16 protein-coding genes and 1 riboswitch are annotated in these 18,891 nt (G+C 51.1%); of the genes, 2 read left to right on the top strand and 14 right to left on the bottom strand.

Features of this window, described 5'->3' with window-relative positions:
• Nucleotides 1-131: 131 nt before the first annotated feature.
• The 9 genes from tlp to KP806_RS22930 all read right to left on the bottom strand — a co-directional run bounded on the left by tlp (nucleotide 132) and on the right by KP806_RS22930 (nucleotide 7,556).
• Nucleotides 132-347 (bottom strand): small acid-soluble spore protein Tlp, encoded by a 216-nt coding sequence (tlp, locus tag KP806_RS22970; protein ID WP_224726089.1) that lies wholly within the window; start codon nucleotides 345-347, stop codon nucleotides 132-134.
• Between the two features lie 400 nt (nucleotides 348-747).
• Nucleotides 748-1,494 (bottom strand): ATP-binding cassette domain-containing protein, encoded by a 747-nt coding sequence (locus tag KP806_RS22965; protein WP_224726088.1) that lies wholly within the window; start codon nucleotides 1,492-1,494, stop codon nucleotides 748-750.
• Complete coding sequence (locus KP806_RS22960; RefSeq protein ID WP_224726087.1) at nucleotides 1,491-2,294, bottom strand: hypothetical protein; 804 nt, start codon at nucleotides 2,292-2,294, stop codon at nucleotides 1,491-1,493. The genes KP806_RS22965 and KP806_RS22960 overlap by 4 nt, the downstream gene beginning before the upstream one ends.
• Nucleotides 2,287-2,838 (bottom strand): RNA polymerase sigma factor, encoded by a 552-nt coding sequence (locus tag KP806_RS22955; RefSeq protein ID WP_224726086.1) that lies wholly within the window; start codon nucleotides 2,836-2,838, stop codon nucleotides 2,287-2,289. The genes KP806_RS22960 and KP806_RS22955 overlap by 8 nt, the downstream gene beginning before the upstream one ends.
• Before the next feature lie 31 nt (nucleotides 2,839-2,869).
• Complete coding sequence (locus KP806_RS22950; protein ID WP_224726085.1) at nucleotides 2,870-3,475, bottom strand: hypothetical protein; 606 nt, start codon at nucleotides 3,473-3,475, stop codon at nucleotides 2,870-2,872.
• Entirely contained in the window at nucleotides 3,472-5,589 is a 2,118-nt protein-coding gene (locus tag KP806_RS22945; protein ID WP_224726084.1) for an ABC transporter permease, read from the bottom strand. The genes KP806_RS22950 and KP806_RS22945 overlap by 4 nt, the downstream gene beginning before the upstream one ends.
• Nucleotides 5,586-6,464: an ABC transporter ATP-binding protein gene (locus tag KP806_RS22940; RefSeq protein WP_224726083.1), complete on the bottom strand. Its 879-nt coding sequence runs from the start codon at nucleotides 6,462-6,464 to the stop codon at nucleotides 5,586-5,588. Before KP806_RS22940 ends, KP806_RS22945 begins: the two co-directional genes overlap by 4 nt.
• Before the next feature lie 121 nt (nucleotides 6,465-6,585).
• Complete coding sequence (locus KP806_RS22935) at nucleotides 6,586-7,239, bottom strand: M48 family metallopeptidase (RefSeq protein WP_224726082.1); 654 nt, start codon at nucleotides 7,237-7,239, stop codon at nucleotides 6,586-6,588.
• Between the two features lie 104 nt (nucleotides 7,240-7,343).
• The gene (locus KP806_RS22930) at nucleotides 7,344-7,556 is read right to left on the bottom strand and encodes a TM2 domain-containing protein (RefSeq protein WP_224726081.1); all 213 of its coding nucleotides are present in this window, start codon (nucleotides 7,554-7,556) and stop codon (nucleotides 7,344-7,346) included.
• Nucleotides 7,557-7,714: 158 nt separating this feature from the next.
• Nucleotides 7,715-7,799: riboswitch (ZMP/ZTP riboswitch) on the top strand.
• A 75-nt stretch (nucleotides 7,800-7,874) separates the two neighbouring features.
• Here KP806_RS22930 and KP806_RS22925 point away from each other — a divergent pair.
• On the top strand, nucleotides 7,875-8,735 hold the full coding sequence (locus KP806_RS22925) for a bifunctional 5,10-methylenetetrahydrofolate dehydrogenase/5,10-methenyltetrahydrofolate cyclohydrolase (RefSeq protein WP_224726080.1): 861 nt from the start codon (nucleotides 7,875-7,877) through the stop codon (nucleotides 8,733-8,735).
• A complete protein-coding gene (locus KP806_RS22920; RefSeq protein ID WP_224726079.1) occupies nucleotides 8,732-9,367 on the top strand; it encodes a cyclodeaminase/cyclohydrolase family protein in 636 nt (211 codons plus the stop codon). The genes KP806_RS22925 and KP806_RS22920 overlap by 4 nt, the downstream gene beginning before the upstream one ends.
• Nucleotides 9,368-9,386: 19 nt before the next feature.
• Here the strand turns inward: KP806_RS22920 and KP806_RS22915 are convergent, their stop codons facing one another.
• The 5 genes from KP806_RS22915 to KP806_RS22895 form a co-directional block, all read right to left on the bottom strand.
• Entirely contained in the window at nucleotides 9,387-9,932 is a 546-nt protein-coding gene (locus KP806_RS22915) for a hypothetical protein (RefSeq protein ID WP_224726078.1), read from the bottom strand.
• Between the two features lie 369 nt (nucleotides 9,933-10,301).
• Nucleotides 10,302-14,156 carry a carbohydrate-binding protein gene (locus tag KP806_RS22910; protein WP_224726077.1) on the bottom strand — a complete coding sequence of 1,285 codons (3,855 nt, stop codon included), beginning with the start codon at nucleotides 14,154-14,156 and terminating at the stop codon, nucleotides 10,302-10,304.
• A gap of 24 nt (nucleotides 14,157-14,180) precedes the next feature.
• Entirely contained in the window at nucleotides 14,181-15,944 is a 1,764-nt protein-coding gene (locus KP806_RS22905) for a glycoside hydrolase family 2 protein (protein WP_224726076.1), read from the bottom strand.
• Nucleotides 15,934-17,973: an alpha-L-arabinofuranosidase C-terminal domain-containing protein gene (locus KP806_RS22900; protein ID WP_263575842.1), complete on the bottom strand. Its 2,040-nt coding sequence runs from the start codon at nucleotides 17,971-17,973 to the stop codon at nucleotides 15,934-15,936. Before KP806_RS22900 ends, KP806_RS22905 begins: the two co-directional genes overlap by 11 nt.
• A gap of 24 nt (nucleotides 17,974-17,997) precedes the next feature.
• Nucleotides 17,998-18,849: a carbohydrate ABC transporter permease gene (locus KP806_RS22895; protein ID WP_397376426.1), complete on the bottom strand. Its 852-nt coding sequence runs from the start codon at nucleotides 18,847-18,849 to the stop codon at nucleotides 17,998-18,000.
• Nucleotides 18,850-18,891 lie beyond the last annotated feature (42 nt).

Here is an 18,891-nt window from a genome sequence, read left to right as displayed (position 1 = left end):
TAAGAATTTATAAGTTTGAGCGTATAAATGTCTTATCTTTCATCGCGATGGCGAGCTTTTGCCGCCAAAGGACGGCACAGAACCGAGCTGCGCAAACATGCAGCTAACGGTTCGTGCGTAGCACCAGCCGTTTACACTTGTTGCTCGTCCTTCATCTCTTCTGCAAATCCGGCGATGCTTTGCTTGCGGCGTTCGTTCTTCGCTTGGATGACCTGCTTCTCGTCCGGCGAAATCTCGTCGGCATGCTCGTCCAGGTACTCCTCTGCCTCATGCAAATTTTCTACAGTGTCGTTGATATGCTGCTGCAAGTGAGCCGCATTATCCGCACGATTATCTGGCTTAGCCACTACGATCCCTCCTCTCCAGTCCAAACTGCCTGATTAGGTTGACCCGGAAGGAAAAGGATTATGCGCAAAAGCTAAAATTCGCCATTAGTCCCATGTACCGGCTATAGTTAACTGGATTTGTTGTATCAATTTCCAGCGTTTCTCTCCGACCCGAGGTAATAACTGGATTCCTTGTAGATAAATCCGTGAAAATCCGCAAAAACGTGCGCAATCGTCATTTTACATGTATAAAATCCCGTTATTTTCTGTGCAGCTGGCGGCCGCCTTAAAATAAGTGTATGAAATCCAGTTACTCATCAAGCCTTCCCCGAACAGTACCGGGACGAAGCAAGCACAGTCCAAAAACTCCCTTACCGCTCGTCCCGGCCTCCTTCCTTCCTGCCTTGTCCAACGTTCCAGCTTAGGTATATTTCTCGTGAACAGGCCCGTCGGAAATTTCATCCGGAAACAAGCTCCCCGCCTCTTCCACACTGCCGCGATAGCTCAACTTCCCGTCCTCCATACATAAGAGGCTGTTGTCTTCCGACGGGTCCATTTCCTCCAGCAAATGCGTGCTCATAACCACAATGCTGTGGAAAGCAAGCCGGTTGATCGTACGTTTGAAAAATAGCTTCTCCACGCTGTCCAACCCTTCGAACGGTTCATCCAATACGCATATCCGGGGGTGATTCATCACCGCCTGCAGGAATCCGACCTTCCGTAATTGCCCGCCGGAAAGTGAGCGCAGCTTTCTGCCTTTCAGTTCCGCAAGACCGCTCTCCGTCAGCCATTTCTCCAGCGAGGGCTTGACCAGGCGGCGGGGAATTCCTTTGTGAAGAGCCATATACTTCAAATACTTTTCTACCGTCATATCCGTTTGGCCCGTAAAATGCTGGGGCATGTAACCGAGCATCCCCCTTACTTCCTCGACGCCGAGCTGTTTTCTGTACATGCCCGCTCCGTCCTCGTTTATCAGCCTCGTATAAACCACGCTCCCGCGATCGGGTACGGCCGCCGTAGCGATCAGCTTTAGCAGCGTGCTTTTTCCCGCTCCGTTTTTGCCGATGACATAAGTAATCCCCGTCGACATCGCGCACGAAGCGCCGGTAATGAGCTTGGTTTTTCCGCTCGAATATTCAACGTCGCTTAACACAATTCTTACCGTCATTTTAAGTCCCTCTTCAACCGGAATCTCAGCATCACGCTTCCCAGCATTAAGCAGCATAAAGCCGCAATGCCCGCCGTTACTCCCCACCATTGACCGCTCCAAGGCAGCCGAAACACAGAGAGTGCATGATGCCGCTGATCGAGCAGCAATTGGCCAAACCAGACCAGCAGAGTCATGAGCACGCCCGCCTTGGGACCGAACCACATCGCGCTTGTAAATCCGACAGCCCCAAAGAAAATAACCGGCACAAAAGAACCCAGCAAATACGGGATGGAGACTTCATCCCCTAAGATCAGAAGACTTAAGAATAGCGACAAGACAACTTGCAGCACGGTAACGATGACATATCTTGCAAACATTTGCTGGATGAGCGGATAGCAGCTCAGCTTTTCAAGGACATCATTCCCGTCGTTTGCCGGGCGGAACGCCAAGCCCATGGCGGCGACGGTTGCGAGCGAAATCCATTTCATCCATGCATGAATACCGTCCATTTCATTTTGCGCTCCTGCAGTGACCGCAACGGTTACTGCAAGCATAACAAGCCCTGTCGGCAGCCAGCTCTTCAACCCGTACAAATTCCACTGGGATAAAAATAAGCCCGCCAGCCTGGACAATGCCGATTCAGCCGATTGGGCGGCCTCCAGCTCCGCACGCAAATCCGCCGGCTTTCCTTCAGCCGATCGTTTAATGCCCTCGATCAGCCGCAAAGTTTGCTCTGCCGCCGGTTCGGGGGAAGTATAACGGTCAAACCGGCTTTTCCACTTTTGCTCCAAACGGGATAATTCCCGGTCTTCACTCATTTGCGCCCGCCCCTTTCCGGTCGTCTTCTGTTAAGATGCCTTCCAAATATTTTAATCCGCGCGCAATCCGGCCTTTGACGGTGTTGAGGGGGAGATCCAGCGTCAACGCAATTTCGGCATACTTCAAATCCTGATAAAACCGCAAATAAAGAACGGAACGGTATTCGAACGAAAGCCGGTTCAAGGAATCGATCATCCACCTTCTCTCGAGCTGGCGGTCGAGGAGATGGTGAAGCTCCCCCTTTTCCTGCACGTCCCGATCCGTAAACCGCTCCCGCTGCGTCGATGCCTTTCTCCAATAGTCTTTGCAGCCGTTCGTTGCGATTTTGTACATCCACGGCTTGAACTGGTCGGGAACATAACCTTTTTTCCCTTGCTGGTAGATTTTCAGAAACGTTTCCTGAACGATGTCCTCCGCCAGCTTCTCGTCCTGCAGCAGCCGGTAGGCGTAACCGTATAACAGCTTATGGTAACGGAAAACCAGCGTGTCCAGTGCCGAATCGCTGCCGTAAGACAGCTGTCTCATGTAGTCCTCATCCTTCATGCCGTCCTTCCCCCTCCTTTCCCTGCCGGCCTCATCCCGATCTCCGGTTAAATAGTAAAACCGCAGCACCCGACAGCAGAATGCCCGCTCCCGCATAACCTAACCGGTTATATAAAATCCATGGTTCGGCACTTCGGAACACGCCGCTCAAAGATAAAAACCAGAAAACCAAACCTGAGCACAACCCGCCAAGCGAATGATTTCCGATCACCGTCGCCAAAACAAAAACCCCGGTCATTCCGATATATACGGGTACCGAAAACAGCATCCCCTTCCAAACAAAGCCGCCTGCAAAAGGCGTCAGCCCAAGCGTAGTCAGACCTAACAGCACAGCAAAAAGAATCGAGGCCAGCAGCGCCCGCTCCATGAGGAGCCTCCACCGCGCCATCGGGTACATAAGCAAGTGGCCGGCAAATTTCGAATCGAAGTCGATAGCGAAGCACCACTGCAAAAGAAAAAGGAAGAGGAGCATGGCCGTTTTTTCATAAAACAGGCTTGTAAACGACTCGATCCTGTATGGCATAAAACGATACATGGCATACGCCGCTGCCGGAAACAGCACCATGAGAATACCGGCAGGCAGCGACGCCCGCCACAGCTTCATCCAAAGAGCCAGCCTGACCAAAAATCCGCTCATCGGCTTTCCGCTCCCTCATACCGGTCCAGCGTTTCTTCCAGACGGAAATCGTCCTTCTCATCAAGCTCGTATTGGGTGAACACATATTTGACTGCCTGCCGGAATGCTTCTTCTCCCTTTTCGTCATATCGGTTCAGCAGCTCGACTCGTTCCGTCACCTCCGCAGGAATATCGAACGGCCATTCCTGCGCATACCATTCGGCAAAGTCCTTATTGCCGCTGTCCATATGCAATTGCCTCATTAATCCCCAAGTGATGGCGCGCTGCAGCACATCCGCGTCTTCTCCCATCGGCGGATAACCGTGAGTGAGATCCCTTGCCAGCGAGGAGACCGCAAACGTAGGATCAATATCCTTCATATCGTAGACGTCCCAAGCGCGGTAATCCCGTCTAGGCGCAGATTGTATCGGATAGCTGTGATGTTTGTCCAATACATAGATCACCCGCGGCGCCACAGGTACGCCAAGCCACTCCTCCAGTGCATTCCAATAAGTAAAATAAGTCTCGGCCGCTTGGCGCGCACTCTGCATCACCTCGGGATGCGCGACGATCCTGGTCGTACCGACCGTACTTTCCTCGAAATGGCCTCCGATAAGGGACAGGCCATATTGCGTCGTTCCTTTGTACATTCCGTCCGGTTCGCGGGGGATCGTCAATGCGACAGGCAATCCGGCAGGCTTGTCCGCGATTGTAACGGTAAAAGCGGTCGGATAGTCTTCAACCAGCCCTCCGTTTGTAATTTCAAAGGCTGCGTAGGTATAATCGGGATCGCTCTGGGCCAATGCGCGTTCGCCGATTAACGGGTACCAGCCGGCCTCTTTAGGAAGATAAATCCGGTCCGCCTCGGCAAAGGATTGCTGCCGCAAGGCGTCGGAACGGTATTGCCTGACATTTCCTTCATAGCGCAAGCTCAACTGGAGCGGTTCGTTCGGCTGCATTCCGCCAGGAACCTGCACGAGAATGAGATCGCCCGTCCGCGAGCAAGTCAGCTTCACACTGCCGCTGCATGCCGTAATCTCCAATTGGTGCTGCAAGGTTAGGGAGAACTCATTGACCGGCGCCGGCGTTTCCCCTCTGTAAGTGACGGACAAGACACTGTCGGCTTTAATCCGGTTTTCCGAAGGAAATTGTACGTTTAACTGCGCTTGATCCATCGAAAAAGGGTAGCGGGGACGTTCTGTCATCGCATCGATAAATCCCCCTTTATCCCCCATGCTTTCAGACAAATATTGCTTGCCGGTATCAATGTATTGTTCTAGTGCGCTGTCGTACTGTGCAACGCGGATACCTCCGGCCAGAACAGCCGGTACGAGCATGATGACCGCAAAAGCCGACCACAAGCCCTTTTCCCTTCTGCTGCTGCGATAGGGACGAAACAACAGGAACGCGACGGCCAGCAAAATCGCACTAATGAACATGACGGCCAGCTGATGAAGCATCGCGCCTTCGAACACGCTGCCGAGTCCCCATATACTCTCATATGGAGTAAAGACGTACATCGAGTCGAAAGGGGTCAACAGGTTCAGCCGCGGATTGACGTAAGCGAATCCGTAGCTGTTCATGTGGGACAAGAGGGTGAGCCCGAGCAAGGCAGCCATCCCCATATAGGCAAGCATATGCTTAATGCCAATTCCCAGCAAAAACCCGGAGGTGACAAGAACAAAGCAAGCCCCTTCCATCTGGGCGAAAACATAGATCAGGCTTTGAACCCGTTCTTCTGTTCCCATACTGCCGCCCAGAAACCAAATCCCCTGTACAAGCAGCGTTACCAGGGTGAAGCAGAAAGCGTACGTTTGGGCAACAAGCCATTTTCCTATCACCCATTCCGTATTGTTCACCTTATAAGTGGCCGCCAACAATTCGAAGCCGCTTTCTCTATCCTTGGCGGCCATATAAACGGCGAATAAGCCGATCAGCAGCAGATTCACCAGCATGATCCATTGAAAGCTGCCGTAAAATACGGCGGCTATTTCCTCATAGTGAACCGGTTGACTCTCGTATGGAATAATGACAAAGCCCCAACAAATCAGTTGAATGGCAAACGGAAGCGCCAAAAACGGATTGCGGCATAATAGACGCATTTCATGTCGGTAAACGAGTGCGAGCATGCTCATCGGTTCACCCCGCTAATTGCGGCCATATAACCGTCTTCAATGGTCGGGGGCACAGCAGCGGCATCCTGATGCGGGGGCTGCTCGTTCGCGATGACACGGAAGACGGCATGGTTCGTTTCCCTTCTGCTGGAAATGATCGTATACTCTTGTTCCACCTTGTCATACTCGGCATACGGCACCTGAAGCTCCCATGTGCGTCCGGCTGCTTGGTTCGCCAAGCCTGCAGTCGTCCCTTGGTAGAGAAGCTTCCCTCTGTTCAAGACCGCGACCTTCTCGCAGCTGGCTTCGATATCGCCGATGATGTGGGTGGACAATACAATTGTACAATCTTTGGCCAGCCTCTCCAGCACGTTACGGAAACGGATCCGCTCGGCGGGATCGAGTCCCGCGGTAGGCTCGTCCAGTATGATGAGCTTGGGGCTTCCGAGCAGCGCCTGCGCGATGCCGAGCCGCCTCGCCATGCCTCCCGAGTACCGTTTTATTTTTTTATCGGCATGCGGCTGAAGATTCACCTCGGTGAGCAGCCGTTCCACTTGCTCGTTTCTTTCGCGGCGATCCTTCAGTCCCTTCATCGAGCCTGCATAGTGCAGAAACTCCCGTCCGGTAAACTGCGCAGGCGCAAAGAAGTGCTGCGGCAAATAACCGAGCAGCCCCCGGATCTGATCCCCTTCCTTGGCCAAATCATAGCCATAGATCGACACCTGCCCTTTCTCGTAAGGAAGAAGGGTGCTCAGGATTTTCATCAGCGTCGTTTTGCCGGCCCCGTTCGGACCAAGCAATCCGAATAATCCGGCTTCCAGCTGCAGTTGAATATCCGATAAGGCAGATACGCTTCGATAGGTTTTGTTTAACCCGTTAATTTCGACCGTGCTCATTCGTTTCTCTCCCCAACCTTCGATTTTCTCACCTTAACACGAATGGGGAAGCGAAATGGTTACATCGGCGCAAAAAAAATCAAGCCGGTAAGCGGCTTGATTTCAACTGCTGCCTTATCCATCAAAGCGTCATCTCCTGCCCGTAACTGGTCAAATACGCTTCCTTGTCTTTATAGTTCGGCATGATGCTTCCCACGCGTCTCCAGAACGACCGGTCATGGTTCATATGCGTAAGATGGCAAAGCTCGTGGATGACCACATAATCGATCACGTCAAGCGGAGCCATGGCCAGGCGGTAATTGAACGTCAAATGCTTATCCGAGCTGCAGCTTCCCCACTTCGTTCTGGACTCCACGACTTCCACGCTTTTGGGCTTAACTTTCAGCTGCGCCTGATAAATTTTGAGCCGTTCCCCTACGATCTTCTTGCAGCTGGCAAAATAAAATTTTTTCAGGCGGTTTTTCAGCTCTTCCTCGTCCGCCCCCGCGGTCTCTATTAATTCATCCAGAAAACAGTACCGGCCAAGATGAAGAAACTTGCCTGCTTCCTGGTACTCTCTTGTTTTCGGAGTGTCCCGTGCCGCCGCAATGGCGCCCAGCCTCTCCTCTATTTGTTTCCCGTGATGGGCAACAACGCTCCTGACCGTATCTTCGCCGGTTCCGTTAGGAGCTTTCACCGTGACGCGTCCCAAATAATCGATATGAATCGAAATTTTCTTTCTGCTGCCGTACAAGACCTGACAGTCGATCGTTTGATGTTCGAGTTGTATTTTCATTGGCTCCGCCGTCCGTAAAGTATAATTGAATGATACTGAATTTTTTCCGTTTTTAAAAGCAAAAAAGTCCACAGCTGTTACCGTGGACTTCAGATTCGCGCTTACTATGGCTTAATAGGTAATCCTTGCTTATCCTTAAACTTGCCTACGATAATGATCACCAAATCAATAATCGACCAGATCCCCAGGCCTCCCAATGTGATCAGCTGAAGAATACCTGTTCCAATTTTACCAACGTAGAAACGGTGCACACCTAATCCGCCAAGAAAAAAACATAATAATAACGCTGCTACAAACGACTTATCACTTTTTCCCACGATGTTCGATCCTCTCTGATGTAAACATTAACTCCATTTGCCATTATAAACTAGATCCTGCTGCTGAAGCATTAGTAATAAGTGGTAACAAGGACGATTCCTTCTACCAAAACGGGATGGTTTTCTTTCAAACGGATCTTTGATAAGATAAGGAAAATAACGCTGCAGGTGACTGGCGAAAAAAGTGGAATCGACCACGAGGGAGCCTGCAGCCGGAACGTACCGTTCGCCTGGGAAAAAGTATCTGAGCGCTCGCAATTGACGAGCCGCCTCAGATGCTTTTTTTCGTTCTATGAACCTTTAAGGGAGGTAATCGAAATGACAATGCTCATGAAAGCAAAAGAGGCAGCAGATCAAGTCTATGATTCGATCAGAACGAAAGTGAAGGATTTGAAGCAAAAAGGTCTTCAGCCTCATCTGGCCGTTATTTTGGTTGAGGGAGACCCGGCATCCGCCTATTACGCTCGAGCCAAACAAAAGATCGCCGAAAAGCTTGGGGTAACGTTTCATCTCCATTCGTTCCAGGCAGATGTCACGGAAGAATCGATTGTTCAACTGATTGTCCGACTGAATGATGATCCGTCCGTCCACGGCATTATGCTGGAGCTGCCCTTGCCTCTGCACCTTTCAGCCGGAAAAATTGAAAAAATGATCTCACCACTGAAAGATATTGACGGAGTGACTCCCGGCAATAAGCTTGCTGTTGTTACAGGCGATGCGGGTCTTTATCCGGCCACTCCACAAGCGTGCATAAAGCTCCTTAAGCATTACGGTCATCCTCTCGAAGGCAAGAACGTAACTCTGGTGGGACGTGGCCAAACGGTCGGACTGCCGCTCTTTCATATGCTGCAGCGGGAAAATGCAACCGTTACGGTATGTCATTCCCGCACACCGGACATCGCTTCCCATCTGGCCCATGCTGAAATCGCATTTGTTGCGGTTGGCCGTCCGAATATCATTCGCGGAAATATGGTTCATTCGAGCCTGACCGTCATCGATGCAGGAATAAATGAAGTAGAGGGCGGAAAAATCGTAGGCGACACAGCCCTTGACGTTCGCGATCATGCAGCAGCGGTATCCCCTGTTCCCGGCGGAGTCGGAACTTTGACGACTGCGATCCTGTACGAGAACCTCTTGAAGGCTATAGCCTTTCAACTCGGGGAGGTACACTCAAGATGAGTACAATTACATGGGATGATTCCATTCGAATCTTTTTGCAAGAAGCCGGCAGTTCGAAGCCTACACCGGGCGGAGGGAGCGTCGCCGCTCTTGTCGCCGCGCTCGGCGCCTCCATGACATCGATGGTCGGAAGTTTATCTCAAGGGGAGAAGTTCGCTCATATCCGACCTCAGATCACTGAAGTGATCGAGAGGATGAACGGCTTAACCGAACAATGTGAAAAATTGCTGCATGCCGATATCACATCATTCGACAAATATATGGATGCATGGAGGCTTCCGAAGGGGACGGATGAAGAAAAGCTCAACCGCGTAAAGGCGATCCAAGAAGCGACGATCCGTGCAATCGAGGTCCCGCTCCGTCTCATTGAGGTTTGTAAGGCTGGTATGATATGCACGCACAGCATTGCTGAAGCTTCTAATAAGAACGTGATCTCCGATCTTGGAATTGGAGCCATTTTGTTCGAAGCCGCCGCACAGTCCGCCTTGCTGACCATTGAAATCAACTTAGCGTCATTAAGAGATTTGGAGTCGAGACGTCAGTATACGGAGAGACTCTCCCTATTGATCGGCGAGATCGATGAGCTGAAAAGCAAGACGTTACAAACGACACGAAACCGGATCATGCAGTAGTTACAAAGAAACCCCAATCTTAAGATTGGGGTTTCTCCATCTGCACTCGTACGGCTTCGGCATGAATATTGGTTTGCATCTCCTGGCTGCCGGCTGCAGCCTCCCGAACCGCAGCGACAGGGTTAAGCACATTATAGATTAGCTCGATATTTGTGCTCATACTCATGGATTGGCCCGCCTGATAACGATCTAAATAGGCTTGTGCTTGTCCAATGATTTCTTTCAAATTTCTCTTAATAATGTCGGAAATGGTTATATAGTACGGATCGCCCATGGTGTGGAATTTCTCAAGGAAGGGCTTTTTAATAGGAAACATCTTCACATAATGTAAGCCGTGAATACGGCTGGTGCGCGTTGTCGGCCTTGGGGGCAAAGGAAAATACTGCTCTTTAGGTATGTAGCTTGCTATATTTGACCGAAAAGGGATCGCAAAATCATGTCGTTTTCCTTTGTACTTCAGCCTAAGAATGATCAAATACGGCCGGTTGTCGTCTTTTTCCAAAATCTCCGGGTCGAGCGGACGGAAGGTTTGGAAAAAACGATCCGAAATCGATGTTAATTTCATTTTACCTCCCCATGAAAGAAAAAATCCCTCCGCGTAAACAGAACAGAGGGATTTTCCTACATACACGTGAGTAATATTCTCGATTTAACCTCTCCGTTACTCTCGGGGAGGAGACATACAAGTGGATGATATTCTACCTATTAACGTCCCTGTCATCCGCAGAGGACCGACATACAAGTGAGCAATATTCGATCCGTTACTCTCGGTACACTTCTAATTTTAAAATGCCCGCCCGTCAAAGTCAACGCATCTATCGATATTTTCCCTGAAAAATGACGAATTTACCAGGTTATTTCTACAGGATTCTTCAGCATGCCCGAATCAGCGAAAACCGCCGTCAATCTGACGGCGGCATTCTAGCAATTGAACCTATTTTATAATCGGCATCACTGTGAAGTTATCGATGAAGCTTTCACCGTTGAAGCTTCTAACCCCTACTTTTCCATGTATGAAAGCCTTCTCACTACGATCCGTGAAATCAATAAGCGGTTTCTCCATATCGCCGACGTAAACCTTGATCCTGCTGCCGGCTGCAACTACCTTCATATGCTGCCAGCTCCCGACGGCTCCAGTGAACGCCGTACCGGTTAAATGCTGGAAGTTATAGTTAAATTTACCCAAGTGCACGCCGTCAGCAGTCAAATAGGCCAGGTACCCTTGGAAGAAATCATCCCGATTCTGTCCGTACTCTGTTCCGTCAGCGGGATTATTGACGCGCAATAGAATCCCGGCATTCCCTCCGCCTTGCGTATTGGAGCCGAGCTTGATATCCGTCTCTACGATATAGTCCGACCAATCGCTGTCTCCGATGACCGATTTCGGATATCCTTTCGGCTGAGATTTGTAAACACCTTGTATCGGAACAATCGGGTCGTTATGAAAACGGAAGCTGTAAAAGTCGAATTCACCGGTTACTACCTCCACCTTAATGGTATGTTGGCCTGCCGGAAGAAAGACTCCTTCTTTCGTTAAGTTCATCCACTCATGAAACCCTCCCGTATTCGGAACATTGATGATTCCGGTAAGGTCGGTCGTATCATCCAGCCAAAGCCGGACTTGAGCGCCGTTCAAGCCCGTAGCTACCCTCATATCGAGCCTGGATGTGTTCTCGGTAACATTCACGCTATATTTCAGCCACTCGCCTGTCTGGTTCCAGCCTGTCGTGAACCCTTCCGGAAGCAATCGAATATCGACATCATCTGTACGGTATAGTCCGCGTATGTTATCCGGCGTGTTATCATGATACGCTACTCCTTCCCCTCCAATCATGTAATCCACGGCATGAACGGTTCCGGGAATAGTCTGGGCATTGTTTAACGGATGGAAGGAGAGGCTTTCCAAATCATATTCTCCCTGAACGATTTCAAGCTTCAGGGTGTGGTTGCCTTCCGGCAGCGTTATGTCTCCCAGTTTTACGTTCTTCCAGCTATTCCATCCGCCCGTTGCAGGGATGTCCACGACACCGGTTAAATCGGTCGTATCGTTAAGCCACAGCCGGATTTTCCCGCCGTTAAGCGCCGTCGCAAGCCTCACACTCAGCTCATAAACGGCGGAATCTGCAACGTTCACGTTATACTTGAGCCACTCACCGGTCTGGTTCCAGCCGACGTTCCAGCCGCCTTTCGGATTGACGCGAATGTCAACCCCGTCATCGCGGTATTGTCCGCCGAGATTCGCGGGAGCATTATCGTGGTAACCGATCCCCTCGCCGCCTGAGTTATAATGAACGGCCTCTATAATACCCGGAACCGGTTTGGGCGTATCAAAGGATACGAATTCGAGCCTTGCAAAATCATATTCGCCCTTCACGGTCTCGAAGGTAATCGTATGCTGCCCTTCCGGCAGATAGAAGCCCGGGGAAAGCGTCGTCTGCCAATTGTTCCACGCTCCAGTGGCCGGTATATTCATCGCACCGGTCAGATCCGTCGTACCATTCAGCCATACACGCGCCTGATTATCAGAGAACGTGGTTGCCGCCGTCACTTCGACTCTGTATATTCCAGCATGCTTTACGTCGATATTGTATTTGAGCCATTCGCCGGCTTGATTCCAGCCCACATTTAACCCGTTGAAATTCGTGTTCGTCCGGATATCGACGGAGTCTCCCCTATAGGCTCCCCCGATGTTATCCGGAGTATTGTCATGATAGGCGACCCCTTCGCCCCCCGTGTTATAGTAAGGAGCTTCGACAATTCCGGGCACCGGCTTGGGTTGGTCGAACGAAGGTGCGCTTCCCGTGTCTACCCGCCAGCCTTGTTCGAATTTCGTCCAGCCCAGATCGTCTCCGTCATTGAAATCATCAGATACAGGCGTCGTTTCTTCAGATCGGTTAAACTTTATGGAAGAGAATTCGAACGACGCTCCTCCGAGCGCAACTACCTTGAGCTGATGAAGTCCTTTCGGCAGCTCGATGTCCTGAATCAACACATTGTCCCATTGAGCAGAGCTGCCCGTCGAAAGCAGCTGTACGATGTCCGTAAGCTCCTTCGAATCGTCCAGCTCCAGCTTTAACCGTGCATCGTCTGCCGCAGCATACCTGATGAGGACATCGTAGGTTCCCGCTTCGGATACATTAACGTTATATTGCACATTTCCCTGCTGAAACGAAGTAAGATAATAGCTGCCATCCGGAGCTTCAGCGAAGCTTGTTTGTTGGTTACCGCGTTCAGACCCGCTATTTCCTTTCCTGTTGAAATGAACGGCCTCGATATCCCCCGGAATCGGCTTGTAGACCGAATCTCCGCTATTTCCGCCCACCTTGTTGCTGAACGCGACATAACCGAAATCCGCTTGCGTATCTTGGGTCATGTAGCCGATTTTGCCCTTCCCGAGTTGTTCGACAGATCGGGTTTGCTTGAGCATGCCGTCTACATAAATGCGGTAGTCGGAGCCCTCCTTCTCCACGCGGATCTGATGCCATTTGGTATAATCATACCCTTCCGGCAGCGGGGTAAAGATCCGTTCCGTCTCCTTGCCGTCAATACGGAAATAGGTCTCTAATCGGTTATGGTTGCGGCTAAGTACGGCAGCCCCATAATTGTTCTCATTCGTGTAGGAAAAGACGGCACCTATGAGCGGGTTCCCGCTATCTCCCTGCGCTGATTGCTTCAAGTTAAACTCCGCTGTGAAGCTGTCTTCCGTTGCTTTCCGGGATAGCAGCATATGGGATTGTTCCGGTTCTCCTGGTGCGTCTTGATATAACGTACTGCCGTCCCGAATCCCCCAATTTCCTCCGCCGACAGCCTTCCATTCGCCGCCCAATGCATTCCTTTGGAATCTGTCACTGAAGTCGGGCATAGCCGGATCGGGCTGTTCGGAGGTTGTAGGACCTAACACAAGCATCTTGTCCCCATTCCATAGGATCCGATCGAGATTCAGATGTCTTCCGGGATTTGCATGGCTGTGATAAACGATGTAATCGGAATCGAGATCGGGACCGCGCACGATGGAGTTATGCCCAAGTCCGACATGATCGCCTTCCGCATCGAGCAGAATCGGATTCTGGGAGACAGCCGGAACAAAGCCCGTTACCGGATTCGAGCTGCTCGCATAATCCACACGGTACGCATCGCTCCAGATATGATTACCGGTGTACGTCATATAATATTTCCCATTGCGTTTGATGACCGTCGGCCCCTCCGTCCAGCCCTTCATCGCAGCGCCGGTATTCGTCTTCTCTCCGAACGTGTAAGGATCGGACATCGGGCGAACGTCGATATTGCCGTTACCTGTGCTGTAAAAATACCATTTGCCGTCATCGTCGATGAAGACGTGACCGTCAATGCCGTTGACCATGTTGCCCGTCTGGGCCGTGAACGGGCCCGTAGGGCTGGAGCTCTTCAGCACGCGGTGACCTCGCTGCGTCGTACTGGGGTCGTCCCGGAGCAAAGCCGTATACATATAGAAGTCGCCGTTCCAGTACACCACCTCCGGAGCATATGCTCCCTTCGTAACCGGTTCTTCAGCAGCCAGTCCGCGGTATTCCCAGTTCACCAGATCTTCCGAAGACCATACCTTCACGCCCGGCTTATCGTCCACCGTACTGGTGTAAAGGTAGTAGACTCCGTTGAATTTCAAGATATACGGATCGCCTTCCCCGTAAAAATTGCCGTTATTCCACTGCCAGGAGTCAGGCACGATCTGAGGATTGCTGTAAGAGAAGCCCGATACCGGAAAAGACAGAATCAAAAGTATAGCAAATAGTCCCGTCAACCATTGCTTCATTGAATATCAGCTCCTAATGGAAGATTAGGCCAGATTAATCTCCCTGATTGTATCGATCGTTATTTTCGGCTCCCGCTCCTCGGTCAAAAGTCCGTTCACCTCTTGCTGCACGTCGGTAATTTGCGTATAACAATATCCGACAATGTAATCCGTCTGCTTGATCGCTTCGTGAATGCCGCGGAACCGTTCCAGGAACGCTTCCTCCGAAGCAACCTGCTTCCCATAGCCCCAGCCTTTGTCCGAATTGAAAGCGATGCCTCCGAATTCGCTCACGATAATCGGCTGCCCCTTGTAGCTGTAGCCGTCTGCGAACGCATATTTCCATTGGTTGAACGTCTTCTCGTTGTTCACAATCTCATCCTTGCTTGCATATTTCTTAAGGAACTGTTCCTTCGTTTCCACATAATCATGAAGCGTCAATATATCGGACACCGTATGCTCCCAGCCGTCATTCACGATGACAGGGCGGTTCGGATCGAACGCTTTCGTTAAGTGATAAATCGCTTCCGTAAATTTCTGCTGCCGGCCATCCTTGAAAATATTCATGATCCCCCACGACTCGTTAAACGGAACCCAGGTGATAATGGATGGATGGTTGTACTGCTGGCGAACGATTTCCATCCACTCTGCCGTGAACTTTTGAACCGCGTTATCGTTAAATTCGAAGGCTGCCGCCATCTCGGACCATACGAGTACGCCTAATACATCACACCAATACAAGAACCGGGCATCCTCTACCTTCATGTGCTTGCGAACGCCGTTATATCCCATCTTCTTCAGGAGCTCGATATCCTTGATTAGCGCATCTTCGGAAGGCGGCGTCAGATGAGTGTCCGGCCAATAGCCTTGATCCAGCAGCAGCCGCTGGTAGACCGGCACATTGTTCAGCAGCACCCTGCCTTTCTCGATCGATATCTTTCTCATGCCGAAGTAGGAATAGACGCGGTCAACAACAACATCGTCACGGTACAAAATAAATTCCACATCGTACAAGTTCGGATGTGCAGGCGACCAATAACGACGCTTCCAGGGTCCGTTCATTTCGTGGACCAGATCAACCTCCAGCTGCAGCCACGGCCGGTCAATGGCCAGACTGGCCTGCTTAACCTGGCGGTCCTGCATGGAGATGATCGTCTCCAGACGAAGCTTACCGCCGGCGCATACATCGCCTTTGACCTGATAATCGAACCGGACGGTACTGGCATCGAGATCCGGCGTGATTTTTACCGAATCGATATAATCCGGCCGGACATACTCCAGCCACACGGACTGCCATATGCCTGTCGTCTGCACATAGAAGCATTCAAAGCTGTCGTCCACCCACCGCTGCTTGCCTCGCGGCTGGGTGGCGTCCTTGCTGTCTTCCACTTGAACGGTAAGCTCGTTGGAAGACCCGAATTGCACGTATGGAGTAATGTCGAAGGAAAAGGCCGAATATCCGCCCTGATGCCTTCCCACGTATTCGCCGTTCATCCAGACCCTGGCGATATAGTCAACCGCCTGAAAATGTAGAAGCACCCGATTACCCTCGGCATCCGAAGGAATGTCAAGCCGCCTGTTATACCATACGAAAGGATGATGGGCTTCTTCCCCTATCCCGCCGGCTTTCGTCTCGTAAGTGAAGGGAACCGTAATCCGGCGGTCTCCTCCGAAGCTTCGGTGCCATCCCTGCGCTTCCCCTGCGTTGTCATCATCAAAGCCGAACCGCCACTCGCCGTTCAAGTCCATCCAATTGGCTCTCACGAATTGCGGTCTCGGATAATTTTTCACATATTTTTTAGTCGTCATAGCGTTCCTTCCTGTTCTCGCAAATTTCCAAAACGTATACGGATGTCGCCCTGAGCTGACAAATCACTTGGCCGCTCGAATAGGACAGCTCATGTGTTTGATAATCTACGAAATTCGGCTGGTGCACATTATTGATAGCTTCATAATCGTCGGCCGTTAATTCGAGCAGCCGGACCGTACCCGATTCGGCGAATCCGTCCAGCTGTACCTCGGTTATCATACTTTCGAGACTCCGATTCACCATGAAGATCGTCAACTGGTCTCCGGCGGCATTCGTACAAGCAACGACGTCCAGCTTCGGCAAATCGTCCAGCTTCGGAGAAGCAGGCACCTGACTGTGGACGTTGAAGCTGCCGCATTCGGTATGGCTCTGAACCACATAGCCCAAGTCCCGGTTTGCGTACATTTTCATAACGTAATAAGTCGGCGTGCCGTATACGGTTGAAGATTTCCCACTCCAGCCGGGCAGTTTCCCGCGAAACTGATCCGCATAGTAATCGCCCACCCGAATACAACCGCCGAGCCAGCCATTGACAAGGTCGGAAAAGCTGCCAATCTGAACCAGGTCGCTATTCCGGATCAATTCATTCAAATTCGCAGCGTTCGCAACCGCCGCTTCCAGGGTATGCTCATTCGGAAGGCCTTTCCGGATCGTATTCGGATAGTACATCGTGTTATATTCGGTAACCGCCAGCTTCAGATGAGCATAACGCCCGGAGGCTTCGAACATTTGCCTTAACTCCTGTATCGTGTTCCCCGTCCATTCCGGATAAGAGACCATCGCTTTATAACGCTCCTCTTTCGGCGTACGTTCATTCATTCCGAACCGGTTGTACCCATGGTACAAATGCAGGGTTACGTAGTCGATATGCTCGGCGGCCCGTTCGATCAACGTTTGGTTCCATTCCATCTTGACATCCCCGCATGCGAGCAGCTTAATCCCGGGGTCCGCGGCTTTCATGGCTCGGGCAAATTGCAAATACCGCTCTGCGAACTGCTCTGCGCTGCAATGGCCGACCTGCCATGGTCCCCAGACCTCGTTGCCGATTTCCCAATACTTCACGCCATACGGCTCGACATGCCCGTTAGCGGCTCTCAGCTCCCCCATGGGCGTATCGGCATCCCCGTTGCAATATTCAATCCATTCGGCCGCTTCTTCCGGTGTGCCGGATCCATCGTTCACACAAATAAGCGGCTCCACCTTCAGCTCACGGCAAAATTGAATAAACTCATCCGTACCGAAATACTTGTTCGTCCAGCCACCCCACGCTTCATTCACAACACAAGGGCGTTCATAGACGGGACCGATGGCCTGCCGCCAATGATAGGCACTAATATAATTCCCTGCAAGCCGCATCATACCGGCGTTTAAGTCCCTGGTCATATCCAATACTTCTTTACGGACATTGCCCACACTATCGGAAGGCAGCAGCGAAATATGATCCAGCCATAGCATTCCCGTGGACACATGATCCAGCCATCGCTCATGCTCCGAAGGCACATATAGCCTGAACTCCGCATGCTCGCAGTCCCTTTGTACCGGCAGACGCGATTCATAATGCATCCAGTTATGGCTGACAAGATCGATTCGCGTCGACCCAACCACTTCTCCGCTCATCGTATCTACAATCTCTGCAGCTACATATTTAATCTCTACGGAAGCCCTTGCATATATCGCCAAAGCATAGCCGTCCCGATCCTCCTTCACGGCAACGGCTTGGGAGATGCCGGCATACGCATCGTCCGCGCTGTAAACCCGAACCATCTGACTATGCCCGGAATGCAGCGCAGCTGCAGCTTCAAGGGCATATCGGGTACTCTTTCCGTTCGTATAAGGACGCCAGCTTCCCGAAAGCCCCCGGTACGTCTCATCCATACTTTCAAAATCCATATCCTTAAGAGGATAGGCCAGCATCGCATCCATATGATCGCGAATATCCTCCACAAAATGTCCGAACAGATACGGATTTATTTGATCCCGGCCTTTTCTGCTCGAATTCAGACTGATCCTAGCTCTCGATTGCACCATGACAGCAACTCATCCTTCCTCCGATTATCCTTTTAAAGAACCGATCATAACGCCTTTTACAAAATGCTTCTGCACAAACGGATACATCACCAGTACCGGCAAGCTGGAAATGATAATGACCACGTATTTGATGCTCTCGGCCAGCAGCACCTTCGACTCCAGGCCCACGTTGCTGTCGACCGCGTCCGACTGGCTGACCATAAGCACTTCACGCAGCACCAGCTGCAGCGGATAAAGCTCCTCCGAGCGAATGTAAATCAACGCATTGAAGTAGGAATTCCAGTGACCGACCGCGTAAAACAGAACCATAACCGCCAAAATCGGCTTGGAAAGCGGCAGAATGACATAAGTAAGCAGCTTCCAGTTCGAGCAGCCGTCAATATGCGCCGCCTCCTGGATTTCCCACGGTATGCTGGATTGAAAATAAGTTCTCATGACAATCAAGTTATAGGTGGCGACAGCACCCGGAACGATCAACGCCCACATCGTATCCACCATGCCTAAGCTTTTCACGAGAAGATACGATGGAATCAGCCCGCCGCTGATGAACATCGTCAGCGTGATGATGAACATGAAGACTCCACGCCCGGGCAGATCGGGTCTTGAAAGCGGATATGCCGCTAACGTCGTCATGATCAAATTGACCGACGTTCCGATCGCCGTGTATACCATGGTATTGGCATATCCGTTCCAGATTTGATCGTTATCGAATACGTTCCGGTACGCCTCCAACGTTATTTGTTTTGGCAGCAGCAGCACTTCTCCATTCAGGACCAAAGCCGGATCGCTGAAGGAGGCGCTAACGATAAAAATCAACGGATACAGAACCGCTGCCAATATAAGAGCAGCCAGCGTGTTCACGACGGCATCGAATATTTTGTCATTCGACCTTGATCTCTTTAACCTTAGTTCCTTCAC

The organism is Paenibacillus vietnamensis (assembly GCF_020169515.1).
In the GTDB taxonomy this organism is placed as follows: domain Bacteria; phylum Bacillota; class Bacilli; order Paenibacillales; family Paenibacillaceae; genus Pristimantibacillus; species Pristimantibacillus vietnamensis.
This window is presented reverse-complemented; position numbering and strand designations above follow the sequence as displayed.